Source organism: Mesorhizobium wenxiniae, assembly GCF_002284535.1.
GTDB lineage: Bacteria > Pseudomonadota > Alphaproteobacteria > Rhizobiales > Rhizobiaceae > Mesorhizobium > Mesorhizobium wenxiniae.
Window position 1 is genome coordinate 18,189 of record NZ_NPKH01000034.1, and the last position, 25,500, is coordinate 43,688.

Sequence of the window (25,500 nt, forward strand, 5' to 3'; positions counted from 1 at the left end):
CTTTTCCGGCTATAAATCCTTGGCCATGATAAACATCCTGCGGGCGCCCGACTTCCAGCAAAGCCAGCGGCTGCGCCTTAACACGCTGATCAGGCTGCGCTGGCTTGCCATCGTGGGCCAGAGCCTGGCGGTTATCGTCGTTGCCTATGGGCTGAAGTTCCCGCTGCCCGTCAGTCCCTGCTTCGCGTTGATCGCCTGTTCTGCCTGGATGAACCTGTGGCTGACCTTCCGCTATCCGGCGGCGCATCGGCTGACCCCGCTGCCGGCTTTCGCCATCCTGACCATCGACAGCCTGCAGCTTGCCGGCCTGCTCTACCTGACGGGCGGCCTCACCAATCCGTTTTCAGTGCTGGTCACCGTGCCCGTGGTCATCTCGGCGACGTCGCTGCCGCTGCGCCTGACCGCCATCCTCGGCGCGCTGGTGATGGTGGCGGCGAGCCTGCTGGTGTTCTTCCATCTGCCGCTGCCCTGGTACGAGGGCGCGCCGCTGGAGATGCCGTTCATTTATGTCGCCGGCATGTGGATGGCGGTGTTTTCCTCGATCGCTTTCACCGCGATCTATGCCTTCCGCGTGGCCGAGGAAGCCCGGCTGCTCGCCAACGCGCTTGCCGCCACCGAGCTGGTGCTGCAGCGCGAGCAGCATTTGTCGGCACTGGACGGCCTTGCCGCCGCCGCCGCGCATGAGCTGGGCACGCCGCTTGCCACCATCACGCTTGTCGCCAAGGAGATGGAGAAGGCGCTCCGCAACGATCCAAAATACGGCGAGGACGTGACGCTGCTGCGCTCGCAGAGCGAGCGTTGCCGGGAAATCCTCAAGCGCCTGACCAGCCTGTCGTCCGAGGGCGAGGCGCATCTCTCCCGCATGCCGCTAACTTCGCTGGTCGAGGAGATGACGGCCCCGCACCGCGATTTCGGCATCTCGATCAAGCTTCGCCCTGGCGAGCGCATCGGCCCCGAACCGGTCGGGCGGCGCAATCCCGGCGTCATCTACGGCCTCGGCAATCTGGTCGAGAATGCCGTCGACTTTGCCCGTAAGAGCGTCACCGTGCGCTGGAGCTGGAACGAGGCCGCCGTCACCTTCTCGATCACCGACGACGGGCCGGGTTTCCCTCCCGAAATCATCGACCGCATCGGCGAGCCCTATATGTCGACGCGCCAGGGCACCGAGGCTGGCGGCGGCCTCGGACTGGGGCTTTTCATCGCCAAGACCTTGCTTGAACGCTCGGGGGCCACGCTCGATTTCCGCAATTCCAACGAACCGGGCGAGGGCGCCGTCGTGCAGATATCGTGGCCGCGCAGCGTCTTCCTCAACCCTGAATCGGCTTCGGCCACCATGTTTGACACGGCTTGAATTGGACAATAGCGCTCCAAAACTATATCTGCGTAAAAATCGGGCAGCAGGAATTTAGAAGACGATGAACGGCGACGAAACGATTGGCGCAATGGTTGAAGGCGAGGACACCTCGCTGCTGATCGTCGACGACGACAAGCCGTTCCTCACGCGCCTTGCCCGCGCCATGGAAACCAGGGGTTTCGTAGTCGAAACCGCCGAGAGCGTCGAGGAGGCGGTGGCCAAGGCGCGCGCCAACCCGCCCGCCTATGCCGTGGTCGACATGCGGCTCGCCGACGGCAACGGCCTCGACGTCGTTGCCGCCATCCGCGAGAAGCGCGACGACGCCCGCGCCATCATCCTCACCGGCTACGGCAACATCGCCACCGCAGTGACGGCGGTGAAGCTGGGGGCCATCGACTACCTGTCGAAGCCGGCCGATGCCGACGACATTTTCGCCGCACTCACCCGCACGGCGGGCGAACGCGCCGCGCCGCCTGAAAACCCGATGTCGGCCGACCGCGTGCGCTGGGAGCACATCCAGCGCGTCTACGAAATGTGCGACCGCAACGTCTCCGAGACCGCGCGCCGGCTCAATATGCACCGCCGCACGCTGCAGCGGATACTGGCCAAGCGCGCGCCGCGCTGACGCCTGACCGAACCGAAGGTTCGTGTCGGCGAATGGCGGAATCGGTTTTCGCTGGGGATCACGCGCAAACTCAAAGTCCTACAGCGTGCTTTGCGCGCCCCAAAGGATACGCAGCGCTGTAGAGACTTGCCCCTGCGATTGGTGTTTGCGCATCATCGCATCGGGTGATGTTGGCCCTGCCGGCGGGTAGGCGACGCGACGGAGACGACATGCAGGACCAGAAGCAACGGCCGGTCTCCATTCTACGCGAATTCCTCGACAGCGAGGCGGCAGGCGGCATCGTCCTGATGGCAGCCGCGGCACTGGCCCTGATCGTCGCCAATTCGCCGCTGGCCGAAGCCTATTTCGACGCCCTTCACGCCTATCTCGGACCGCTCAGCGTATCGCACTGGATCAATGACGGCCTGATGGCCGTGTTCTTCCTGCTGGTCGGCCTGGAGATCAAGCGCGAGATGCTGGATGGCCAGCTCTCCACCTGGCCACGGCGCGCCCTTCCCGGCATCGCCGCCGCCGGCGGCATGCTGGTGCCGGCACTTGTCTATGTCGCCATCAACCTCGACAACCCGGCCGCTCTGTCCGGCTGGGCGATCCCGACCGCCACTGACATCGCGTTTGCGCTCGGCGTGCTGTCGCTGCTCGGCAGCCGCGTGCCGGGGTCGCTGAAGGTATTCCTCACCGCGCTCGCCATCATCGACGACCTCGGCGCGGTCATCATCATCGCGGTGTTCTACACGACCGGCCTGTCGCTCGCCTATCTCGGCGCCGCCTTCGCGGTCATCGCTCTGCTGATCGTGCTCAACCGCATGAAGGTGCTGACGCTGGTACCCTACATCCTGCTCGGTGTCGTCCTGTGGGTGCTGGTGCTGAAATCGGGCGTCCATGCCACGCTCGCCGGCGTGGCGCTGGCCTTGACCATACCTTTGAAAGTCTCCCCGGGCATCGGGCATGATCTCGACCATTCGCCGCTGCACCGGCTCGAGCACGGCCTGCACAGAATAGTGCCGTTCGTCGTCATCCCGATCTTCGGCTTCGCCAATGCCGGCGTTTCGCTCGCCGGCCTGAGCGCAGCCGCCCTGGTCGAGCCGCTGACGCTGGGAGTCGCCGCCGGCCTCGTCGCCGGCAAGCTGGTCGGCGTGTTCGGTTCTTCCGCGCTTGCCATCCGGCTCGGCTTCGCCGACCTGCCGGTCAATGCCGGCTGGCTGCACATGATCGGCATTTCGCTGCTCTGCGGCATCGGCTTCACCATGAGCCTGTTCATCGGCCTGCTCGCCTTCGCCAGCAATGTCGAGCTGCAGGACGCGGTCAAGGTCGGCATCCTCGCCGGGTCCTTTATCGCCGCGATCCTCGGCGCCGCCGTGCTGCTGGTGGCGCCGGCGGCGAATGGGGCGGACGAGGAGATGGAATAAAGCTGCCGCTGCGGTTTCCAGGCAGATGAGGGGCAGCGCGAAGGGTAGGAAGAGCATAAACGTTTCAGTGAGACTAACCGAAGCGCTCAGAAACCCTACTCACTCTCCCCCTCCAGCGCCGGCACCGAGACGCCGGCGATTTCCGCCGCGAGCAGCCGCGCTGCACCGGCCCGCGCGATCCTCAGCATCAGCGCCTTGCGTGTCGCCGCCGCCATGCGGTGCTCGGGCGCATCGCGCAGGATTTCGGCTCCATAGCCGTCGGAAAGGATAAAACCGCATTCCTGTGGAAAGATCTCCGAGGGCACGCCGGGATGCGTGGCGAAGAAGAAGCGGTCCGAATGCAGCCGGTAGTCCGGCCATTTACGGTCGACCCTGAAATCCTCGATCGAGGATTTGATCTCGATGATCCAGATGTCGCCCTGCCGGGTCAGCGCGACGAGGTCGGCGCGGCGCCCGGTCGCCAGTGACAGTTCGGGCAGCACATGCGCGCCCATTTCCTTGAGCAGCCGCTGCACGCCACGCCGCACGAGGATGGCGCGCTCCGACTGACGGCCGTCGATAAGCGGGTTGAGAGGGACAGGCGAGATGATTGGCATGGGAGCACCATGCCAGACTTTGTTCACGGTTTGAACCCGTTTTCTTCAGGCGATTATCTGGTTGACAAACCCAACGGGAAACAATCGACAGCGGAACAAAATTAGCGCCAGTGGCTGGAGGTCTGAGTGGGAATTGAACCCACTACGTCGGTTTTGCAGACCGATGCGTCACCGTCCCGCCCTCAGACCTTGGTGCCTCTATGCCCAACCCATCAGCGCTTAGTCAACCTGTCGACGCCCGGATGTCCTTTCTCTGGCCGATTATCCGGTTCGGGGATCACGCCCTCCAGAGCAATGATCCTCGTCTTTGCGCAGCGTTCACGGATAGCTTTGAGCCGGCTGTACTCTGGAGAGCCGTACCATGCCATGAGGGAGGCCATGTCCGGAAACTCGACAATGACCAGGCGATGAGGTTCCCAATCGCCTTCCAGCACTTTGGTGGCTCCGCCACGAGCGATGTACCGTCCCCCATAGCGCGCTTCGGTTGCTGGCACATCCCGGCGGTATTCCTCGAAAACGGCGGCATCGGTTATGTTTACATCAGCAATGAGATACGCTGCCATTGGCCTTACTCCCTGAGAAAGCCAGTGAAGCAGCTCCATTAGCGGCCTCGCAACTAAGCCAGCGGTACTAAGCCTCGGAAACGAGTCGCCTCTCCCTGTATCGGGCGCTTTACTACATTCGTTGGGGGCAGCTCTGGGAGGAGACGAACCATGCCCATGTATCTCTCACGATTCAGCTATACGCCCGAAACCTGGGCGCGCTTGATCGAAAACCCCGAGGATAGACGCGAGGCAGCCCGCACCTACATCGAGTCGGTGGGCGGAAAGCTGCACGGGTTCTGGTATGCGTTCGGAGAGCACGATGGCTGGAACCTGTGGGAGGCGCCAGACAACGTTTCGATGGCATCTGTCATGCTGGCCATCGGTGCGGGAGGAGCGATCAACTCGTACGAGACCACCGTTCTCCTAAGCGTCGAGGAGACGATGCAAGCGCTTGGGAAGGCAAAGTCGATCCGGTATCGCCCGCCGGGGTCGTAAGGGCTCCCTTTGCGGCCTCGCGGAGTGTCGGAGGCTAGTCGCTCATGCCGCCGCGAAAGCGATTTTATCTCCAGCATGCGCAGCCCCCGCAATATCCTCCAGGATCGGGCAGTCCGGCCGGTCGTCGCCGTGGCAGGCATGGATCAGCTTCTGCAAGGTCGAGCGCATCGACTGCAGCTCGCGCACCTTCTCCTCGATTGCAGTCACATGCGCGGCGGCGATCTCGCGCACGTCATGGCTGGCGCGGCTACGGTCGTGGTAGAGTGCCATCAGCTGGCGGCAGACGTCGATCGAAAAACCGAGGTTGCGCGCGCGGCGCAGGAAAGTCAGCCGGGGGATGTCGTCGCCCCGTAGTCGCGGTAGCCGTTGCCGGCGCGCGCCGGACGGATCAGGCCGATCTCCTCATAATAGCGAATGGTCTTGGCCGGCAGGCCGGAACGCTGGGCGGCATCTACGACATTCATGATGGGTTCCTTGACTTCCGGCGGCTTGGCGGCCGCCCCATTGAATTTCCTACATAATCTTATGATCGCCGTTGCCGAAAAGCCACAGTTGAGGACTTACCGGCATGTAGGCCCCTGCATATAGGCATCGCGCGCTTGGCAAGCAAAGCAAATGCCAGCATGAATGATGGCGACAAAGCGGCCGTCTCGAGCCGCTCTATTTCGGGCGGGGCATCGGACCTTTTCATGCGCATGAAGTCATTCGCAATCGTCGCCGCACTTGCGCTGTCGACGGCTATTGCTGGTTGCAGCACCATCGGCTCGCAGATATTCACCAACAACTATGGCCCGATGACCGATGCGGGCTATCAACTGCCGCGCATTCCGATCGAAAAGGTGCCGTTCAAGTATCGCCGGCAGGTCGTTAGCTACGACACCGATGAAAAGCCGGGCACCATCGTCGTCGATACGCAGAACAAGTTTCTCTATTATGTCATGGGCGGCGGCGAGGCGATGCGTTACGGGATCGGCGTCGGCCGCGAGGGTTTTGAATGGCGCGGCACCGCCCGTATCGCGGTGAAGCGCGAATGGCCGACCTGGACGCCGCCTTCGGCGATGATCAAGCGCCAGCCGGAGCTCGCCAAGTTTGCCGGCGGCATGGAGCCGGGGTTGACCAACCCACTCGGCGCGCGCGCCCTGTATCTGTTCAACAAGGGCGGCGATTCGGGCTACCGCCTGCATGGCAGCCCGGAGTGGAACTCGATCGGCAAGGCGATGTCGTCGGGCTGCATCCGGCTGATGAACCAGGATATCATCGACCTCTACGACCGCACCTCGGTCGGCGCTAAAGTGATAGTCTTGTAAAAACTTTCATACGCGGACCGTCTAGGCAACAAATGGACGTCGCAGAACAGAAAACCGGGCACTTTGGCCCGGTTTTTTGTTATCGCGCCAGAGCAATCGCTTCAGACAAAAGACCAATTGTCGATCCCGGCAGCGCAAACCCGAAGCGATTGCCCTGGCTATCGCGGATTGGCGTTCTTTGAGCCGGGTCTCTAAGAGACCTGTTCGACCTGCTGCACCTCGGGAACAAAATGCCGGAGCAGGTTCTGGATGCCGTGCTTCAGCGTCGCCGTCGATGACGGGCAGCCGGCGCAGGCGCCCTTCATGTGCAGGAACACGGTGCCGTTCTCGAAGCCGCGGAAGGTGATGTCGCCGCCATCCTGGGCGACGGCCGGGCGCACCCGCGTGTCGAGCAATTCCTTGATGGTGATGACCAGTTCCTCGTCGGCCTTGTCGTAGAATTCGCCGGTCTGGCTGGTCTCGGCAGCGGGCCCGGCCTTGGCCATCACCGGCGCGCCGGACATGAAGTGCTCCATGATGGCGCCGAGGATCGCCGGCTTCAGATGCTGCCAGTCGGGCCCGTCCTTGGTCACGGTGATGAAATCATAGCCGAAGAAGACGCCGGTGACGCCGGGGATCTCGAACAGCCGGCCGGCCAGCGGCGAAGCCGTAGCGGCGCTGTCGGCATCGCGGAAATCGGCGGTGCCTTCGACAAGCACTTCCTTGCCGGGCAGGAACTTCAATGTCGCCGGATTTGGCGTCGATTCGGTCTGGATGAACATGGATGTCTCCGTGCCCATTCGGGCAGATAGTTTGGAATAATTCTAAATAGGCCTTATCGGCGGGACATTCAAGCCAAAGGCATCGCCGGAACGGCCGCCCGAGAGAATGAATTTTCTTCTGCAGCACCGCGCGTCCTTATTGGACGTGCAGGGCTGCAGCACTTCGATTTTTGCGCTGGCCAGGGATTTTGCGCTTAGGGTGTTGAAGATTCAGGTCAGGCCGCGTCGGAGTCGAAGTCGGGCGCGACGCGACCAGACTGGGTGGCTTCCGAGAACCGGAGCGGAGCGTACTTTTGGGTACGTGAGCACCGGAAGCGCAGGAAGCCGCCATTCGCACTCCGGCATCACCTGAATATCAACATACCTTAGGCCAGGCTGTCGATCTCTTCGTCCGACAGGTTCTGCGGCACCACCGTCACTGGGATGGGAAAGGCGGCGCCCTTGCCGGCGACCGCGCCGACCAATGGCCCCGGGCCCTCTTTACCGGCGCCGGCCGCCAGCACGAGGATGGCGATATCCTGGTCTTCCTCGATCAATTTGTGGATCTCTTCCGTCGGCTTGCCTTCGCGCACCACCAGTTCCGGCTCGATGCCGAGCTTTTGGCGCACCTTGTTGGCGTACGCATCAAGCGCCGCCCGCGCGGTGGCGGTGGCCTCCTCGCGCATGATCTTCTCGACACCGAGCCAATGCTGGAAATCGTCCGGTTCGATCACATAGAGCAGCACCAGCACGCCGCTGGTGCTCTGCGCGCGCTTCGAGGCGTAGGCGACGGCCCGCTCGCATTCGGGCGTGTCGTCGATGATCGCCAGGAATTTGCGGCGATGGCCGGCTTCGCGGCTGAGGCGTTTGGAGACCATGTTCACCCTGTTCGATGGTTTCGGTCGCAATCTGCCACCGCCACAGCCCGGCCGCAAGCGACCCGCGGGTGCAGCGATGGCGGGTGCAGATCAGCCTTGCAGCAGGCCGATGATGTCGCGCACGGTCTTCATCGTCGCTTCGGCCAGTGTGCCGGCGCGTTCGCCGCCATCCCTCAGCACTGCGTCGACATATGCGCGGTCGTCGGAAATGCGGCGCATCTCGCCGGCGACCGGCGCCAGCTTTTCCACGGCAAGGTCGGCCAGCGCCGGCTTGAACACCGAAAACTGCTGGCCGCCGAATTCTTTCAGCACCGCCTCCTTCGATATCTCGGCCAGACCCGCATAGATGCCGACCAGGTTTTCGGCTTCCGGCCGGCCGGCAAGGCCGTCCAATTCACTTGGCAATGCCTCGGGGTCGGTCTTGGCCTTGCGGATCTTCTTCGAGATGCTGTCGGCATCGTCGGTCAAATTGATGCGCGACAGGTCCGACGGGTCCGACTTCGACATCTTCTTGGAGCCGTCGCGCAGCGACATGATGCGCGCCGCCGGTCCGCCGATGATCGGCTCGGTCAGCGGGAAATAACCGTTCACCGTCTCCTCGCCGACCTTCATCTCGACGCCGACACCAAGGCCGGCGATGCGGTCCGAAAAGTCGTTGTTGAATTTTTGCGCGATGTCGCGTGTCAGCTCCAGATGCTGCTTCTGGTCATCGCCGACCGGCACGTGGGTGGCGCGGTAGACGAGGATGTCGGCGGCCATCAGGCTCGGATAGGCAAGCAGCCCGAGCGATGCATTCTCGCGGTCCTTGCCGGCCTTGTCCTTGAACTGCGTCATCCGGTTCATCCAGCCGATGCGGGCCACGCAGTTGAAGATCCAGGCAAGCTCGGCGTGTTGCATGACCCGCGACTGGTTGAAGACGATGTGCTTCTTCGGGTCGATGCCGGAGGCGAGAAACGCCGCGGTGATCGAGCGTGTCTGGTCCTTGAGATCGTCATGGACAAGCTGCGCGGTCAGCGAATGCAGGTCGACGACGCAATAGATGCAATCGGAGGTGTCCTGCAGGGCGACGAATTTCTTGATGGCGCCGAGATAGTTGCCGAGATGCAGATTGCCGGTCGGCTGGACGCCGGAAAAGACAAGTGGCTTGAAGGCAGGCTGATTGAAGGCAGGCTGATTGAAGGCGGGCTGATTGGAGTCAGTCATGGTGTTTCCCTGGCTTGTGGAGGGCCGTTTCGCACGCGGCGAAAGTCTTTCGACGGCGCGCTTATGGACGAGAGCGGGGAGCGGATCAAGAGGTTGTCGGCTAGCACGGCGGGGCAAATCGCTTGGGGCCAGATTGCTTGTTCCATACTGTTTGAGGCATCGCGCTTGTTGCGCTTGTCGCTCGGCTTGACAGGCCGACGCTGCCCCTCATTGTCCTGCCGGACATTTCTCCCCGTATAAAGAGACGGGGAGAAAGACACCGTCATCGCCGGTTTCACCGGTCGCTAACGTTGCAGGAGGGCCGCCGGCATTGCGGCCAGCTACTTTCTCCCCGTAAAACGGGGAGAAATGCCCGGCAGGGCAATGAGGGGCGGCGCCGACAACGACAATTGGGCCACGGCTTGTTTCAAGCGATTGCCTGGCCAACGTCGTGGGAAAGCAGCGGTGTTGGCGCAATCGTGAGACGCCGCTGGAAACGGCGGCACGGCTTCGGGCCGAGTTCGGGATTGAGCTTAGCAAGCAAGCGCGCAACCCGCTGCCGCGCTCGGTCTATGACCAACTGTCCTGTGAAGACTAATGCTTGTCGACAGAGCCGCTATCGTTCGGCTCACTGACAGGCGGCGATCCCTTCCGCCTGACATTGCGCCGGATCATGCCGAAATCGGCGCCGCCGGTGGCGAAGGCGGTGACGAAATAAAGCAACGCTCCGCCGGCAACCAGCGCGAGAAGCGTCGTAGCCTTGACGACCAGCGGTGAGCCCGAGGCCAGTTGGGCGGCAAACCAGTGCTCGGCAAAATAGAGCGCCGCCCCCATCACCGCCGCCGACAGCACCAGCCGTGGGATGCGTCTCATGAGTGGTACGTCGCGGCCCCAGTGACCGCGCCGGATCAGCACGCCGAGCAGCATCAGCGCATTGACCCAGCCGGCGACGGCCGAGGCGACGGCGATGCCCGGCGCGCCCATCTGCGGAAACAGCGTCAGCGCGGTGGTGATGTTCACCGCCACCGAGATGGCGGCGAAGATCATCGGCGTGCGCGTGTCTTCGCGGGCGAAATAGCCGGGCGTGAACGCCTTGATCAGCACAAAGGCCGGCAAACCCAAGCCGAAGATCGCCAGGATTGCCGCCACGATTGGCGTCGAGTTGTTGGCGGCAAATGCCCCGCGTTCGTAGACCAGCCCCACGATCGGCTCCGACATGACCAGCAGTGCCGCCGCCGCCGGCAAGGTCAGGAACAAGGTGAACTCCACCGACCGGTTCTGCAGATTGGCCGCTTCGATCAGATTGCCTGACTTCAGCGCCCGCGACAGTTCGGGCAGAAGCACGATGGCGACGGCGACGCCGACGACGCCGAGCGGCAGTTGGTAGATACGGTCGGCATAGGCGAGCGACGACACCGCACTGTCCTGCGCCGAGGCGATCGCGGTGCCGATCAGCTGGTTGATCTGAGTGATGCCGCCGGTGATTGCCGCCGGCAGCGCCAGGATCAGCAGCCGCTTGACATTGGGTGTCATCTTTGGCCTGCGGAAACCGATCGAGATGCCGGCATGGCGCACCGCCACCCAAACGATCGCCAGTTGCACCAGCCCCGCCGCCAGCACGCCCCAGGCCAACGCGAAGCCGACGGTGCGCGCGTCCGATCCCTTGTGCCAGGAATAGGCGAGCACGCCGATCAGGATGATGTTGAGGAACACTGGCGCCACCGCCGCGGCGAAATAGCGGCGCAGCGAATTCAGCATGCCGGCCATCATGGCGCCGAGCGACATGCAGATCAGGTAGGGAAACATGATGGTCGCAAGCCGGACCGTCATCTCGAACTTTCCCGGCGTGTCGGCAAAGCCCGGCGCCACCAGGTAGCGCACGATCAGCGGCATCGCCAGCTCCATGGCGATGGTCAGCGCCAGCAGCGCCGTGAACAGCACGCCGAACACCTCTTCCGAAAAGCGCTTGGCGCCATCGGTGCCGTAGGTCTCGATTTCCTTGGCGAACAGCGGCACGAAGGCGGCATTGAAGGCGCCTTCGGCAAACAGCCGACGAAAGGTATTGGGAAACTGGAACGCCGCGTTGAAGGCGTCGGCGATCGGCCCGGTGCCGAGTGCGGCCGCCATCAGCATCTCGCGGCCGAAGCCGAGGGCACGGCTCATCAGCGTGCCGGAAGCGACCGTCGCGAACTTTTTGACAAGGCTCATGCGTCTGGAGACTGCCTGCAGGATTGGGACAAATAAATGGTGGTTGTCACTCGGCCGCGGCCTTGGCCTTGCCGCCGCGCTCCGGCGCGGTGCCTTCGAGAACCGCGACCAGCCTGTTTTGGATGGCGGCCATGCGCGTCCGGCTGTCGATCTTCTGGCCAGTGAGATCGGTTACATAGAAGGTATCGATGACCTTTTCGCCGAAGGTGGTGATGTGTGCCGACGCGATGTCGAGCGACAGGTCGGACAACGCCCCGGTGATCTCGGACAGCAGGCCCGGCCGATCCAACCCCTCGACCTCGATCACCGAGAACCGGTTCGACAGCGTGTTGCGGATTTCGGCGCGCGGCGGGATGCGGAAGACCTTGGCGCCGCGCCGCGGCTTGGTGCGCTTCTCGATCATCTCCGGCAGCCAGCTCTTGCCCGACAGCACATCCTCGATCAGGCGGCCGACGCGCCCGGCGCGGCGGCGTTCGTCCTCGTCGCGGTCGAATTCCCTCGAGATCAGGATGGTGTCCAGCGCGCGGCCATCGGCGGTGGTGAAGATCTGCGCGTCGACAATGTTGCCGCCGGCCGCCACACATGCCCCGGCAATGACCGAAAGCAGGCGGGGATGGTCCTGCGCCAGCACGGTGATCTCGGTCACCGCCTCGAACTGATGGGTCTTGATCATCGTGGCGAGCTTCTTGCCCGCCGCATCCGCCTCGCGGATGAATTCGGCGTGGCGAAGCTGGTCGGCGAGATCGACCGTCAGCAGATAGTTCTCGTAGTGCAGGCCGACATAGCGCTTGCGGGCTTTTTCGGACCAATCGGCAAGCGCTTCGGCCAGCCGCTCGCGTGCCGCCGCCGTTCGCTCGGCGCGCGACACTTCCGAAAATCCCCCGGTCAACAGCAATTCGGTCTCATAGTAGAGCGTGCGCAGCAATTGGCCTTTCCAGCCGTTCCAGACGCCCGGCCCGACGCCTCTGATATCGCAGACGGTGAGGATGAGCAGCAGCTTCAGCCGTTCGACCGACTGCACGATCGCGGCGAAATCCTCGATTGTCTTGCGGTCGTTGAGATCGCGGGTCTGTGCCGTCATCGACATGACGAGGTGGTTCTCGACCAGCCAGGCAACTGTTTCGGTGTCGGCCGCGGACAGCCCCATATGCGGGCAGATGCGCCGCGCGATCCGGGCACCCACTTCGGAATGGTCCTCGGGCCGTCCCTTGGCGATGTCGTGCAAAAGCACCGCGACGTAGAGCGCCTCACGGCTTTTCTTCAGTCCCGGCATCAGCGTGTGGGCAAGCGGGTGGATCTTTTCACCGTCGCCACGCTCGATCTCGGCCAACACGCCGATACAGCGGATCAGGTGCTCGTCCACCGTATAGTGGTGGTACATCGAGAACTGCATCATGGCGACGATCTTGCCGAAATCCGGGATCAGCTTTGCCAGCAGTCCCGCCTCGTTCATGCGCCTGAGATTGAGTTCGGCATTGCGGTCCGACGTCAATATGTCGAGGAACAGCCGGTTGGCTTCCTCGTCGCGCCTGAGCGCCTTGCCGACGAGGCCGAGCGAACGGGTCAGCAGCTTCAGCGCATCGGGGTGAAATTCCAGCGCGTGCTTGTCGGCGAACCAGAACAGCCTCAAGAGATTGACCGGATCGCGCTCGAACACCAGGTCGTCGGCGACGTTGATGCGATGGTTGTCGATAATGAAATCGGACGTGCCGGCAAGCTTGCGCTTGCGACGCGAGAACGTGAGGAAGATGCGGTTGAAGCCCGGCACATGCTTGGCCTGCTCTTCCTCGAGTGCAGCGCAGAAGATGCGGGTGAGATCCCCGACATCCTTGGCGACGAGGAAGTAATGCTTCATGAAGCGCTCGACCGCCGACAGGCCTGGATGTGTGGTGTAGCCCAGCCGCTCGGCGATCTCGCGCTGGATGTCGAAATGCAGCCGTTCCTCGGCTTTGCCGGTGAGGAAATGCATGTGGCAGCGCACCGCCCACAGGAAATCCTCGGCCTTCTGGAACTCCCGGTATTCGGTGCCGGTGAAGACGCCCTTGTCGACCAGCTCCTCGCCGGTGCGCACCCGGTAGAAATACTTGCCGATCCAGAACAGCGTCTGCAGGTCGCGCAGGCCGCCTTTGCCGTCCTTGACGTTGGGTTCGACCAGATAGCGGCTTTCGCCGGCCTTGGCATGGCGCTCGTCGCGTTCGGCAAGCTTGGCCTGCACATATTCGGGCCCGGTCGTGCGCACCACCTCGCGGTCGAAACGCTGCAAGAGCTCGTCATAGAGCTTCTGCTCGCCCCACAGGAAACGCGCTTCCAGGATCGAGGTGCGGATGGTGATGTCGGTGCGCGACAGCCGCAGGCATTCGTCGATGTTGCGGGTGGCGTGGCCGACCTTTAGCCCCAGATCCCAAAGTATGTAGAGCATGTATTCGACGATCTGCTCGCCCCATGGCGTCTGCTTGTAGGGCAGCAGGAAGAGGAGATCGATGTCGGATCCCGGCGCCAGCGTGCCGCGGCCATAGCCGCCGACTGCGACGACGGCCATGCGTTCGGCCGATGACGGGTTTTTGACGCGATAGACATGGCTGGCGGCGAAATCGTAGAGCGCGCGGATGATCTCGTCCATGAGATGCGACAGCCGGGCGGCGCAGGCGGTGCCACTGCCGTCGTCCATCAGCATGCGTTCGGCGATGCTGCGGCCGGCGGTCAGCCTGCCCTTGAGAAGCTGGAGAACACCGGCGCGCGCAGCCTTGCCGGAGCCGTCGCCTGCCGTGGCCGCGGTCAGCGCCGTCATCTCGCAGCGCAAGGCTTGGCTGTCGATCAGTTCATCGAGCTTTAGAGAGATTCTTGCCATAAGTGCGGTTCGGCCTCGCCGTTTTGGCGGCGTCTATAGCGCGTTTTCGCGGCGCTGGGTATGGGGCGGACGGACACGCTCTCCACGGAGTCGTCGATGTCATGCGGCGGCGGCTGGATGCGGGATTGTCCGCCGGCGGTTTGGCGCGCGCCTCGGCAAGAAAAACAGAAATTGGTCCTTGACCTTCCAGTCACTGGAAGCACTACCTCCGTTTCAGAACCGAGACACAGGGGCATTTCCGCATGACGCATTCCGACCATGACCATCACGCCCATAGCGGCTGCTGCGCGGCAAAAGCTGTTCCGTCCGTCGCCGACGCCGTCATTCGCGATCCGGTCTGCGGCATGACCGTCGATCCGGCCGCCGGCAAGCCGACAGCCGAGCATGGCGGCCATCTCTATCATTTCTGCAGCGAGCGCTGCCGTTCAAAATTCACGGCCGAGCCGGAAAAGTACCTTACCGCCACCGACCCGGTCTGCGGCATGCGTGTCGACCGTGCCGCCGCGAAGCATTTTTCCCGGCATGAAGGCCAGGGCTTCTATTTTTGTTCGGCCGGCTGCAAGGGGAAATTCGAGGCGGAGCCGGCAAAGTATCTTGGCGACAAGCCAGAGCCGCAGGCGATGCCGAAAGGCACGCAATACACCTGCCCGATGCATCCCGAAATCGTCCGCGACAAGCCGGGCGCCTGCCCGATCTGCGGCATGGCGCTGGAGCCGATGGGCGTGCCGACCGGCGATGAGGGGCCGAACCCGGAACTGGTCGACTTCACGAGGCGGTTCTGGGTGAGCGCCGTGTTGTCGGTGCCATTGCTGATATTCGCCATGGCGCCAATGCTCGGTGTGACGTTTAGCGCCTTCATCGAGGATTCGGCGAAGATCTGGGTGGAATTGGCGCTGGCCAGCCCGGTTGTGCTGTGGGCGGCATTCCCTTTCTTCCATCGCGGCTGGGATTCGGTTCTCAACCGCAGCCCCAACATGTGGACGCTGATTTCGCTCGGCGTTGGTGCGGCCTATCTCTACAGCGTCGTCGCCGCGCTGTTCCCGGATATATTTCCGCACCAGTTCCGCGGTCATGAGGGCACGGTGCCGGTCTATTTCGAGGCGGCCGCCGTCATCGTGGCGCTGGTTTTCCTCGGCCAGGTGCTGGAGTTGCGCGCCCGTGAGAAAACCGGCTCGGCGATCCGCGCGCTGCTCGACCTCGCGCCGAAGACCGCGCGGCTGATCGGCGAGGACGGTTCCGAAAACGACGTGCCGCTCGACACGGTCAAGGCCGGCGATCGCCTGCGCATCCGCCCCGGCGATGCCGTGCCGGTCGACGGCATCGTGCTGGAAGGCCGCTCTTCCATCGACGAATCGATGCTGTCAGGCGAGCCGCTGCCGGTCGAAAAGACCGAAGGCGACCCCCTAACCGGCGGCACGCTCAACAAGAACGGTTCGCTGATCATGCGCGCCGAGAGGATCGGCGCCGAAACCACGCTGGCGCGGATCGTCGAGCTCGTCGCCAAGGCGCAGCGTTCGCGCGCGCCGATCCAGGGTCTGGCCGACCGCGTCTCCTTCTATTTCGTCCCGGCCGTCGTGGTGGTTGCGATCGTTGCGTTCATCGCCTGGGCGATCTTCGGGCCGCAACCCAGCCTCATCTTTGCCATCGTCTCTGCGGTCTCGGTGTTGATCATCGCCTGTCCTTGCGCGCTGGGGCTTGCCACGCCTATGTCGATCATGACTGCCACGGGGCGCGGCGCGCATGCCGGCGTGCTGATCAAGGATGCCGAGGCGCTCGAACGCTTTGCTTCGGTCGACACGCTGATCGTCGACAAGACCGGCACATTGACCGAAGGCCGGCCGAGATTGACCGACCTCGTCGCGGCCGAAGGCATAACGCAGGATGATCTGCTGGCATTTGCCGCCGGCCTCGAAAAAGGCTCGGAGCATCCGCTGGCCGAGGCGATCGTCGAAGGCGCCCGTGAACGCGGGGTAAAGATTCCCGACGTCGGCGGTTTCGAGGCGGTGACCGGCAAGGGCGTTTCCGGCACGGTGTTGGGAAAGAACGTCGCGCTCGGCAACGCCGCGCTGATGGCCGATCTCGGCATCGATATCGCATCCATCTCGACCAGTGCCGAAGCGCTGCAGGCCGAAGGCAAGACCGCGATGTTCGTCGCCGTCGGCAAGAAACTGGCCGGCATCGTCGCCGTCGCCGACCCGATCAAGGCAACGACATCAGAAGCGATCAAGGCGCTGCACGACCGCGGCCTCAAGATCATCATGGCGACCGGCGATAACGAACGCACGGCGAAAGCCATCGCCAGCAAACTCGGCATCGACGAGGTGCGTGCCGGCCTGCTGCCGGAACAGAAGAGTGCGCTGGTCGAGGAGTTGCGCGCCAGGGGCGCCGGCGTCGCCATGGCCGGCGACGGCGTCAACGACGCGCCGGCGCTGGCCGCCGCCGATGTCGGCATCGCCATGGGCACCGGCGCTGATGTAGCGGTCGAAAGCGCTGGGATCACGCTGGTCAAGGGCGATCTCAACGGCATCGTCCGGGCCCGCACGCTCGCCCAGGCGACGATCCGCAACATCCGCCAGAACCTGTTCTTCGCCTTCCTCTACAACGTGCTTGGCGTGCCGGTTGCCGCCGGCGTGCTCTATCCGCTCACCGGCACGCTATTGTCGCCGATGATTGCGGCAGCGGCGATGAGCCTGTCCTCGGTTTCGGTCATCACCAACGCGTTGCGGCTCAGGACGTTGAGACTCTGAGCCAAGCCTCCAGATAGAAATTCGTTCAAAAAGGAGATCATGAATGACCTTGGCCAAGAAGATCGTGCTGCTGCTCATGGCGGCCGGAATGCTGCTTGCCGTTTTCCTCGAAAGCATTCCGTCGCAAGCCCAGGAGATGAAACACGACAAGGGGGCGCACGACATGGGCGCGATGGGCGCGCAAAGTCCCTCGACCAACGGGTACAAGGCGGCGATGGACAAGATGCACACCGCCATGATGGCGATCGAACCTTCCGGCAATACCGATGTCGATTTCGCCCGCGGCATGATCCCGCATCATCAGGCCGCAATCGACATGGCCAAGATCGAGCTTGCCAATGGCAAGGATCCGGAAATGCGCAAAATGGCCGAAGCGGTGATCGCGGCGCAGGAAGCCGAGATCAAGCAGATGCAGGATTGGCTGGCCGCCCATCCGGTGGAGTAGCACCAGCCAGCTCGCGGGAAATCCGGGGTGGATTTCTCCCGAACGGTGTGCTGCCATCGGCGTCGACTGGAGCGCGCCATGCCATCAACAATAAGAACCACCACATTGCCCTCGGGCGAAGCCGTTCCCGTGCTGGGTCAGGGCACGTGGAAGATGGGCGAGGATTTCAGCCGCCATGCCGATGAGGTCAACGCGCTGAAGCTCGGGCTCGATCTCGGCATGACGCTGATCGACACCGCCGAAATGTATGCCAGCGGAGGGGCCGAGGAGGTGGTGGCGGATGCCATTGCCGGGCGCCGCGACGAGGTGTTCCTGGTCTCCAAGGTGCTGCCGTCCAACGCCTCGCGCATCGGCGTTCCGGCGGCCTGCGACAGAAGCCTCAGGCATCTGCGCACCGACCGTATCGATCTCTATCTGCTGCACTGGCCCGGCAGCCTGCCTCTGGCGGAAACGGTCGAGGCCTTCGACGCGTTGAAAAAGGCCGGCAAGATCCGCCACTGGGGCGTCAGCAATTTCGACACCCATGAGATGGAGGAACTGGTCAGCCTGCCGGCCGGCGACAGCGTCCAGACCAACCAGATCCTCTACAATCTGTCCCAGCGCGGCCCCGAATTCGACCTTGCGCCCTGGAGCCGGCAACGCGGCATTCCGCTGATGGCCTATTCGCCGGTCGATCAGGGCGTATTGGCGCGCAATACCACGCTCGAAGCCATCGCCGCCCGCCACAATGCCACGGCGGCTCAGTTGGCGCTGGCCTGGCTGATGGCACAGGACGGCGTCATCGCCATCCCAAAGGCCGGCAGGCAAGAGCATATCCGCCAGAATGTCGCTGCGTTGGACATCGAGCTCACCTCGGAAGATTCCGCAGAAATCGACCGTGCCTTCCCGCCACCGACCCGCAAGCGCGGGCTGCAGATGATTTGAGGTGGCGCAGGACCTAGGGTCGCGTTCCCTGCGCTATCGTACGAAGCCTGACTACTTCCCCGCCATTCCCTTCAGCCGATACAGCGCTTCCAGCGCCTCCCTCGGCGTCATCTCGTCGGGATTGATCTCCCCTAGCGCCGCGCTCAGTCCGTCGCTGTTTGCCGGCTTCGGCGCCTCTCGTTTCACCGCCACCGAAAACAGCGGCAGATCGTCGACCAGCCGGTTTGCCTTGCCCGAAACCTCGCCCGCTTCCAGCTGGTGCAGCACTTCCCTGGCCCGCCCGACCACCGCTTCCGGCAAGCCGGCCAGACGCGCCACCTGCACGCCGTAGGAGCGGTCGGCGGCACCCTTGCCGACCTCGTGCAGGAAGACCACGTCGCCCGCCCATTCCTTGACCCGCATGGTGACGTTGTGCAGCCGAGCGAGTTTGCTGGCCAGCGCCGTCATCTCGTGGAAGTGGGTGGCGAAGATCGCCCGGCAACGGTTCTTCTCGTGCAGATACTCGACCGCCGCCCAGGCGATCGACAGGCCGTCGAAGGTAGCTGTGCCGCGGCCGATCTCGTCCAGGATCACCAGCGCGCGTTCGCCGGCCTGATTGAGGATCGCCGCCGTTTCGACCATCTCGACCATGAAGGTCGAGCGGCCGCGCGCCAGATCGTCCGAGGCCCCGACACGTGAAAACAGCCGGTCGACGACGCCGATATGGGCTGATGCCGCCGGCACGAAGGAGCCGGTCTGGGCGAGGATGGCGATCAGCGCGTTCTGCCTGAGGAAGGTCGATTTGCCGCCCATATTGGGGCCGGTCAGCAGCCAGATCGCGCCGTTCTTGGCATCGCCTTCCGGCGATAGATCGCAATCATTGGCGACGAACGATCCTTCGCCCGAACGCCGCAGAGACTGTTCCACCACCGGATGCCGTCCGCCCGAAATTGCGAAGGCGAGGCTGGCGTCCACCACGGGCCGGCACCAGGCTTCGCTTTCGGAAAGCAGCGCAAGTGCCGCCGACACGTCGACCACGGCAAGCGCTTCTGCGCCGCCGCGGATCTTGTCCGCCTGGCCGACCGCTTCCGCCGTCAGCCTGTCGAAGGCGGCAAGCTCGATCGCCAGCGCCCGGTCGGCGGCATTGGCGATCTTCGATTCCAGCTCGGCGAGTTCGGTCGTGGTGAAGCGCATGGCATTGGCCATGGTCTGACGATGGATGAAGCGCGCCTTCGCTCCATCGCTGGTCGTCATGATCGCATGGTGGTTGGCGGTGACTTCGATATAATAGCCAAGCACATTGTTGTGCCGGATTTTCAGCGAGCGGATGCCGGTTTCGTCGATCAGCGAGCGCTCCAGCCCGGCAATCACCTTGCGCGATTCATCGCGCAGTGCCCGCATCTCGTCGAGCTCAACGTGGTAGCCGCTGCGGACGAAGCCGCCGTCGCGCTTGAGCAGCGGCAGCTCGTCACTGAGCGCCTGCGTCAGATGCTCGGCCAGCGGACGTGGCAGCGCCTCGATCGCCGCCAGCGCCGCCGCCAGTTCTTGCGGAAGGGCGGTCGCCCCGAACAGTTCGGCAATAGTGCCGGCAGCGTCGAACCCGGCACGCAGCGCGCCGAGATCGCGCGGGCCGCCGCGGTTGAGCGCCAGCCGCGACAGGGCGCGAGGCATGTCGGCGACGCTCTTCAGGCTCGCCCGCACCGCCTGGCACAGTCGTGTCTCCGACCGGAAGAACGACACCGAATCCAACCTTGCACCAATTGCCGCCGGATCGGTCAGCGGCGCCATCAGCCGATCGGCGAGCAGTCGCGCCCCACCGCCGGTCACCGTGCGGTCGATCGCCTTGAACAGCGAGCCCTCGCGGCTGCCGGAAAGGGTGCGCAGCAGCTCCAGATTGGCGCGTGTCGCCGGATCGATGAACAGCGTCGAACCCTGCTCCTCGCGCTCGGGCCACGATAGCGGCGGCCGCTCGGCCTTCTGCGTTTTTTCGATATAAGCGATAGCGCCTGAGATCGCCGATAGCTCGGCGCGGGAAAACGTGCCGAAACTGTCCGGCGTCGCCACCGCGAAGAAACGGGCGATGCGCCCGGCGGCTGATGCCGAGTCGAACAGGCTCGGCGGCTGCGGATTGGCGACCCGGCCGAGCACGTCGAACACCGGTTTCAGCTCGGGATCGTAAAACACCGGCTCGGCGACAATCAGCTCGCGCGGGTCGACGCGAAAGACGTCGGCGAGCAGCCGGTCTGCGGTGGTCTCGGCAACGCGGAAGGCGCCGGTCGAGATCTCGATCCAGGCCAGCGCAAAACTTCCTTGGTTCCCTGTCGCGCTGCCGCGCTCCCCGCCTCTTGGCTCGGCCCCGCCCTTGACCCGGCCAAGCGCCATCAAAAAGCTCGATTCTGACGGCGCCAGCAACTTGTCCTCGGTGATGGTGCCGGGCGTCACCAAGCGCACCACGTCGCGGCGCACCACCGACTTGCCGCCGCGTTTCTTCGCCTCGGCCGGATCCTCGATCTGCTCGCAGACGGCGACGCGGAACCCTTGTCCGATCAGCTTCTGCAGGTAGTCGTCGGCGGCATGCACCGGCACGCCGCACATCGGGATGTCGAGGCCCTGGTGCTTGCCGCGCTTGGTCAGGACGATGCCAAGCGCCCGGCTCGCCTTCTCGGCGTCGTCGAAGAACAGCTCGTAGAAATCGCCCATGCGGTAGAACAGCAGCGAATCCGGGTTCGCCGCCTTGATCTCGATATACTGCTCCATCATCGGCGTCGCCGGCGCAAAGGCCGGCGTAGCGCTGTCGCTGCGAATGGGCGTTTCGTCGTTCAAGAAGCTGCTTCCAAAATTCCCGAGCTATCTGCTTGGCGGTTTACAGCGGCGAAGTGTAGCCTTAATCCCGAACGTTCCACAAAAGAAAGCATTGCGCCCGTCTCGACGAGGTGCTGCACGGGTGAGGAAATCGAAAGCATCATGGCCAGGAAAAACGAAAACCCCGGGCCCTCCGTCAGTGCGCAGGAGGCGCTGGAATTCCACGCCATGGGCCGTCCCGGCAAGCTGGAGATCGTCGCCACCAAGCCGATGGCCACCCAGCGCGACTTGAGCCTCGCCTATTCGCCGGGCGTCGCGGTTCCGGTCCTCGCCATCGCCGAGGATCCCAGCCGCGCATTCGACTACACGGCGCGCGGCAATATGGTCGCGGTCATTTCCAACGGCACCGCCATCCTCGGCCTCGGCAATCTCGGCGCGCTGGCCGCCAAGCCGGTGATGGAAGGCAAGGCGGTGCTGTTCAAGCGCTTCGCCGATGTCGATTCCATCGATCTCGAGGTCGACACCGAGGATGCCGACGAGTTCATCAACTGCGTGCGCTTCCTCGGGCCCTCCTTCGGCGGCATCAACCTGGAAGACATCAAGGCGCCGGAATGCTTCATCATCGAGCAGCGGCTGCGCGAACTGATGGACATACCGGTCTTCCACGACGACCAGCACGGCACCGCCATCATCTCGGCCGCCGGCCTGATCAACGCGCTGGAAATCACCGGCCGCGACATGAAGACCACGAAAATGGTCTGCAACGGCGCGGGTGCGGCTGGCATCGCCTGCATCGAGCTGATGAAGGCAATGGGCTTTGCGCCTGAAAACATCATTCTGTGCGACACCAAAGGCGTCGTCTTCCAGGGCCGCACAGAAGGCATGAACCAGTGGAAGTCGGCGCATGCCGTCAAGACCGACGCGCGCTCGCTAGCCGAGGCGCTGGACGGCGCCGACGTGTTTCTCGGCCTGTCCGCCAAGGGCGCACTGACCACCAAGATGGTGCAGTCGATGGCCGAGAAGCCGATCATCTTCGCCATGGCCAATCCCGATCCGGAGATCACGCCGGAGGAAGTCGCCGAAATCCGCACCGATGCCATCATGGCCACCGGCCGTTCGGACTATCCGAACCAGGTCAACAACGTGCTCGGCTTCCCCTACATCTTCCGCGGCGCGCTGGACGTGCGGGCGACCACCATCAATGATGACATGAAGATCGCCGCGGCGCGGGCGCTGGCCGAACTGGCGCGCCAGGACGTGCCCGACGACGTCGCCGCCGCCTACCAGGGCATGCGGCCGAAATTCGGCCCCAACTACATCATCCCGGTGCCGTTCGATCCGCGCTTGATCTCGGCCATTCCGATCGCGGTCGCCAAGGCAGCGATGGAGTCCGGCGTCGCGCGCAAGCCGATCCTCGACCTCGACCGCTACGCGCAGGAGCTTTCCGCCCGCCGCGATCCGATCGCCTCGACGCTGCAGCGCATCTACGACCGCGTGCGCCGCCAGCCCAAGCGCATCGTTTTCGCCGAGGGCGAGGAGGAGCAGGTGATGCGCGCCGCCGTCTCCTATGTGAACCAGCGGCTCGGCACCGCCATCCTGCTCGGCCGCGACGACATCATCAAGGAGAACGCCAGGAACGCCGGCATCGAGCTGAACAAGCAAGGCATCGAGATCATCAATGCGCGGCTGTCGCGCCGCAATGGCCTCTACACCGACTATCTGTACGAGCGCATGCAGCGCAAGGGCTTCTTGTTTCGCGACTGCCAGCGCCTGATCAACAACGACCGCAACCATTTCGCCGCCTGCATGGTGGCACTGGGTGATGCCGACGGCATCGTCACCGGCGTCACCCGCAACTACTCCACGGCGCTCGACGACATCCGCCGTGTCATCGACGCCAAGCCCGGCCACCGCGTCATTGGCGTTTCGATCGTGCTGGCGCGGGGCCGAACCGTGATCGTCGCCGATACCGCCGTGCACGACATGCCCAATGCCGAACAGATCGCCGACATCGCCGAGGAAGCCGCCGGCTTTGCCCGCCGCATGGGTTATGAACCAAGGCTCGCCATGCTCGCCTATTCCACATTCGGACATCCGCAGGGTGAGCGCTCCGAGCGCGTCCAGGAAGCGGTGCGCATCCTCGACAAGCGGCGCGTCGATTTCGAGTATGACGGCGAGATGGCCGCCGACGTGGCGCTCAACGCGCGCGCCATGGCGCAATACCCGTTCATCCGGCTGACCGGCCCTGCCAATGTGCTGATCATGCCGGCGTTCCACTCGGCCTCGATCTCAACCAAGATGCTGCAGGAACTCGGCGGCTCGACGGTCATCGGCCCGCTGCTGGTCGGATTGGACAAGCCGGTTCAGATCGTCTCGCTCAACGCCAAGGACAGCGACATCGTCAACATGGCGGCGATCGCGGCGTATACGGCGGGGGCGTGAGGAGCGGACGTCTCTGCCTTCTCCCATAAGGGAGAGAAGGAAGAGACGGCGTCGAGCCCTACAGCAGCCCTGCCTGCTCAGCCTCGTGGCGCAAATTCTGCCGCGGCCTTGGCCCGATCTGCTGGATGACCAGTCCGGCCGCCAGCGAGCCGAGGTCGCCGCAATCCTTCAGGCTGCGCCCTTGCGTGTAGCCGTAGAGGAAGCCGGCGGCATAGAGGTCGCCGGCGCCGGTGGTGTCGACCAGTTCGCGGATTTTGGTCGCATCGATGGTGACGGTCTCGTCGCCGCGCACGATTACCGAGCCCTTTTCCGAGCGGGTGACGGCGGCGATCTTGCAGTCCTTGCGGATCTGCGCCAGCGCCTCGTCGAAGGAGGCGGTCTGGTAAAGCGACTTGATCTCGTGGCTGTTGGCGAAGACGATGTCGACGGTGCCTGAGCGCATCAGCTCCAGAAACTCGTCGCGATAGCGGTCGACGCAGAACGAATCCGACAGCGTCATCGACACTTCGCGCCCGGCGGCATGGGCGAGCTTCGCTGTCTGCCGGAACGCTTCCTTGGCGCGCGGCGGGTCCCACAGATAGCCCTCGAAATAGGTGACGGCGGCGCCCGAGGCCTTGTCGGCCTCGACATCCTCCGGCCCGAGCTCGACGCAGGCGCCGAGATAGGTGTTCATCGAGCGCTCGCCGTCCGGCGTGACGAAGATCATCGAGCGCGCCGTCGGCGGTTCGCCGTTGAGCGGCCTGGTGTCGAAGGCGACGCCCTGCGCATGCATGTCGTGGGCGTAGATTTCGCCGAGCGTGTCGTTCGAGACCTTGCCGAAGAAAGCGGCGCGCCCGCCGAAGCTGGCGACACCTGCCGCTGTGTTGCCGGCGCTGCCGCCGGAGGCTTCGATGGCCGGGCCCATGCGGCTGTAGAGGAGCTCGGCGCGCCTCGTGTCGATCAGGTTCATCGCGCCCTTGATGATGCCGTTCGTTTCCAGAAATGCCTCGTCGCACTGGGCGATGATGTCGACGATGGCATTACCGATACAAAGCACGTCATAGTTCGGCATCAATGATGTCTCCGCGAAAACCACCGGCTTTCTGGCACGCCGGCCGCGGGCGGGTCTAGCGATTTGATGCGGCTTTGCCTAGGGTCGGGATCTATTAATCTGGTCGAACGGCAGATGCACTGCCACACGCTGTCCGCCTGTGTCTTGCTTGTCTCCGCCTGCCTCGGAGATACCAGCCATGGAATTGGAAACGCCGTGATCTCTAGCGCCGCCCGCGCCGCCGCCAGCCGGCTGTTTTCGCCCGAATTCCGCTCGGTGTTCGCAAAAACGCTGGGCCTGACCTTGTTGGCGCTCGCCGCGCTGTGGTTCGCCATCGAGGGCCTGTTCGAATGGCTGGCCTGGCCATGGATCGACGCATGGCTGCCCAGCCTGCCGTCCTGGGCCGGATGGCTGGGCTTCATCGTCGCCGGCATCGGTCTCGCGCTGGGTCTGGCGCTGCTGATCGCGCCGGTGACGGCGATCATCGCCGGCCTGTTCCTCGACGACGTCGCAGAAGTGGTCGAGCGCACCGACTATCCCAATGACCCGCCCGGCCGCGCCATGCCGGCACTGCGCTCGATGGTGCTGGCGATAAGATTCTTCGGCGTCGTCATCGTCGGCAACATCGTGGCCTTGCTGCTTCTGCTGGTGCCGGGCATCAACATCGCTGCCTTCTTCATCGTCAACGGCTATCTGCTGGGGCGTGAGTTCTTCGAGTTCGCCGCCATGCGTTTTCGCCCGGAGGCCGAGGCACGGGCGTTGCGCAAAAAACATGCCGTCACGGTGTTCCTCGCCGGGCTGGTTATCGCTGCCTTCCTCGCCGTGCCGCTGCTCAACCTTCTGACGCCGCTCTTCGCCGCCGCCATGATGGTGCATTTGCACAAGGCGATCAGTGCGCGGGAAGCGGCTTAGGGCGTGCTCATATTCGGGTGATGCCGGCTTGCGAA

General features: G+C 63.9%; 19 protein-coding genes, 1 tRNA gene and 1 pseudogene. 10 read left to right on the forward strand and 11 right to left on the reverse strand.

Translation table 11 applies throughout. From position 1 onward, the window contains the following. Positions 1–25: 25 nt before the first annotated feature. The 3 genes from CIT31_RS26480 (at position 26) to nhaA (ending at position 3,385) form a co-directional block, all read left to right on the forward strand. On the forward strand, positions 26–1,351 hold the full coding sequence (locus CIT31_RS26480) for an ActS/PrrB/RegB family redox-sensitive histidine kinase (RefSeq protein ID WP_165778567.1): 1,326 nt from the start codon (positions 26–28) through the stop codon (positions 1,349–1,351). A 64-nt stretch (positions 1,352–1,415) separates the two neighbouring features. Next, positions 1,416–1,979, forward strand: a complete 564-nt coding sequence (locus tag CIT31_RS26485) for an ActR/PrrA/RegA family redox response regulator transcription factor (RefSeq protein ID WP_082982096.1) — start codon at positions 1,416–1,418, stop codon at positions 1,977–1,979. Between the two features lie 209 nt (positions 1,980–2,188). Next, positions 2,189–3,385, forward strand: a complete 1,197-nt coding sequence (gene nhaA, locus CIT31_RS26490) for a Na+/H+ antiporter NhaA (RefSeq protein WP_095521151.1) — start codon at positions 2,189–2,191, stop codon at positions 3,383–3,385. Between the two features lie 95 nt (positions 3,386–3,480). On the opposite strand, the gene CIT31_RS26495 is transcribed toward nhaA, so the two are convergent. The 3 genes from CIT31_RS26495 to CIT31_RS26505 form a co-directional block, all read right to left on the reverse strand. Next, entirely contained in the window at positions 3,481–3,981 is a 501-nt protein-coding gene (locus tag CIT31_RS26495) for an MmcB family DNA repair protein (protein WP_095521036.1), read from the reverse strand. A gap of 115 nt (positions 3,982–4,096) precedes the next feature. Then, a tRNA-Cys gene (locus tag CIT31_RS26500) sits at positions 4,097–4,170 on the reverse strand. Positions 4,171–4,193: 23 nt separating this feature from the next. After that, entirely contained in the window at positions 4,194–4,544 is a 351-nt protein-coding gene (locus CIT31_RS26505; RefSeq protein ID WP_095521037.1) for a DUF1330 domain-containing protein, read from the reverse strand. Between the two features lie 150 nt (positions 4,545–4,694). Here CIT31_RS26505 and CIT31_RS26510 point away from each other — a divergent pair, with 150 nt between their 5' ends. Beyond that, positions 4,695–5,021, forward strand: coding sequence for a GYD domain-containing protein (locus CIT31_RS26510; protein ID WP_095521038.1), 327 nt, complete (start codon positions 4,695–4,697; stop codon positions 5,019–5,021). A gap of 42 nt (positions 5,022–5,063) precedes the next feature. On the opposite strand, the pseudogene cueR reads toward CIT31_RS26510, so the two are convergent. Then, positions 5,064–5,485, reverse strand: a pseudogene (gene cueR, locus CIT31_RS26515) (Cu(I)-responsive transcriptional regulator). Positions 5,486–5,710: 225 nt separating this feature from the next. Between cueR and CIT31_RS26520 the strand changes: the two are divergent. Then, on the forward strand, positions 5,711–6,328 hold the full coding sequence (locus CIT31_RS26520) for a L,D-transpeptidase (RefSeq protein WP_029347736.1): 618 nt from the start codon (positions 5,711–5,713) through the stop codon (positions 6,326–6,328). 191 nt (positions 6,329–6,519) lie between these two features. Here CIT31_RS26520 and CIT31_RS26525 read toward each other — a convergent pair whose 3' ends face one another. The 5 genes from CIT31_RS26525 to CIT31_RS26550 form a co-directional block, all read right to left on the reverse strand. Continuing rightward, positions 6,520–7,089 carry a NifU family protein gene (locus tag CIT31_RS26525; protein ID WP_029347737.1) on the reverse strand — a complete coding sequence of 190 codons (570 nt, stop codon included), beginning with the start codon at positions 7,087–7,089 and terminating at the stop codon, positions 6,520–6,522. 365 nt (positions 7,090–7,454) lie between these two features. Further along, on the reverse strand, positions 7,455–7,946 hold the full coding sequence (locus tag CIT31_RS26530) for a universal stress protein (protein WP_029347740.1): 492 nt from the start codon (positions 7,944–7,946) through the stop codon (positions 7,455–7,457). A gap of 90 nt (positions 7,947–8,036) precedes the next feature. After that, the gene (trpS, locus tag CIT31_RS26535) at positions 8,037–9,149 is read right to left on the reverse strand and encodes a tryptophan--tRNA ligase (RefSeq protein WP_095521039.1); all 1,113 of its coding nucleotides are present in this window, start codon (positions 9,147–9,149) and stop codon (positions 8,037–8,039) included. Between the two features lie 573 nt (positions 9,150–9,722). After that, complete coding sequence (gene murJ, locus CIT31_RS26545; protein ID WP_095521040.1) at positions 9,723–11,336, reverse strand: murein biosynthesis integral membrane protein MurJ; 1,614 nt, start codon at positions 11,334–11,336, stop codon at positions 9,723–9,725. A 46-nt stretch (positions 11,337–11,382) separates the two neighbouring features. After that, positions 11,383–14,184: a [protein-PII] uridylyltransferase gene (locus CIT31_RS26550; protein WP_095521041.1), complete on the reverse strand. Its 2,802-nt coding sequence runs from the start codon at positions 14,182–14,184 to the stop codon at positions 11,383–11,385. A gap of 242 nt (positions 14,185–14,426) precedes the next feature. Between CIT31_RS26550 and CIT31_RS26555 the strand changes: the two genes are divergently transcribed. The 3 genes from CIT31_RS26555 to CIT31_RS26565 all read left to right on the forward strand — a co-directional run bounded on the left by CIT31_RS26555 (position 14,427) and on the right by CIT31_RS26565 (position 18,300). Next, positions 14,427–16,931 (forward strand): heavy metal translocating P-type ATPase, encoded by a 2,505-nt coding sequence (locus CIT31_RS26555; RefSeq protein WP_095521042.1) that lies wholly within the window; start codon positions 14,427–14,429, stop codon positions 16,929–16,931. A gap of 43 nt (positions 16,932–16,974) precedes the next feature. Further along, the gene (copM, locus tag CIT31_RS26560; protein WP_095521043.1) at positions 16,975–17,376 is read left to right on the forward strand and encodes a CopM family metallochaperone; all 402 of its coding nucleotides are present in this window, start codon (positions 16,975–16,977) and stop codon (positions 17,374–17,376) included. Between the two features lie 78 nt (positions 17,377–17,454). After that, positions 17,455–18,300: an aldo/keto reductase gene (locus tag CIT31_RS26565; RefSeq protein ID WP_095521044.1), complete on the forward strand. Its 846-nt coding sequence runs from the start codon at positions 17,455–17,457 to the stop codon at positions 18,298–18,300. A 51-nt stretch (positions 18,301–18,351) separates the two neighbouring features. Here the strand turns inward: CIT31_RS26565 and mutS are convergent, their stop codons facing one another. After that, a complete protein-coding gene (mutS, locus tag CIT31_RS26570; protein ID WP_095521045.1) occupies positions 18,352–21,102 on the reverse strand; it encodes a DNA mismatch repair protein MutS in 2,751 nt (916 codons plus the stop codon). Between the two features lie 141 nt (positions 21,103–21,243). On the opposite strand from mutS, the gene CIT31_RS26575 reads away from it, so the two are divergent. Beyond that, complete coding sequence (locus tag CIT31_RS26575; RefSeq protein WP_095521046.1) at positions 21,244–23,523, forward strand: NADP-dependent malic enzyme; 2,280 nt, start codon at positions 21,244–21,246, stop codon at positions 23,521–23,523. 58 nt (positions 23,524–23,581) lie between these two features. Here CIT31_RS26575 and CIT31_RS26580 read toward each other — a convergent pair whose 3' ends face one another. Beyond that, the gene (locus tag CIT31_RS26580) at positions 23,582–24,574 is read right to left on the reverse strand and encodes an adenosine kinase (RefSeq protein ID WP_065006006.1); all 993 of its coding nucleotides are present in this window, start codon (positions 24,572–24,574) and stop codon (positions 23,582–23,584) included. A gap of 195 nt (positions 24,575–24,769) precedes the next feature. Between CIT31_RS26580 and CIT31_RS26585 the strand changes: the two genes are divergently transcribed. After that, positions 24,770–25,465: a sulfate transporter family protein gene (locus CIT31_RS26585; RefSeq protein ID WP_029347756.1), complete on the forward strand. Its 696-nt coding sequence runs from the start codon at positions 24,770–24,772 to the stop codon at positions 25,463–25,465. The last annotated feature ends 35 nt before the right edge of the window (positions 25,466–25,500 follow it).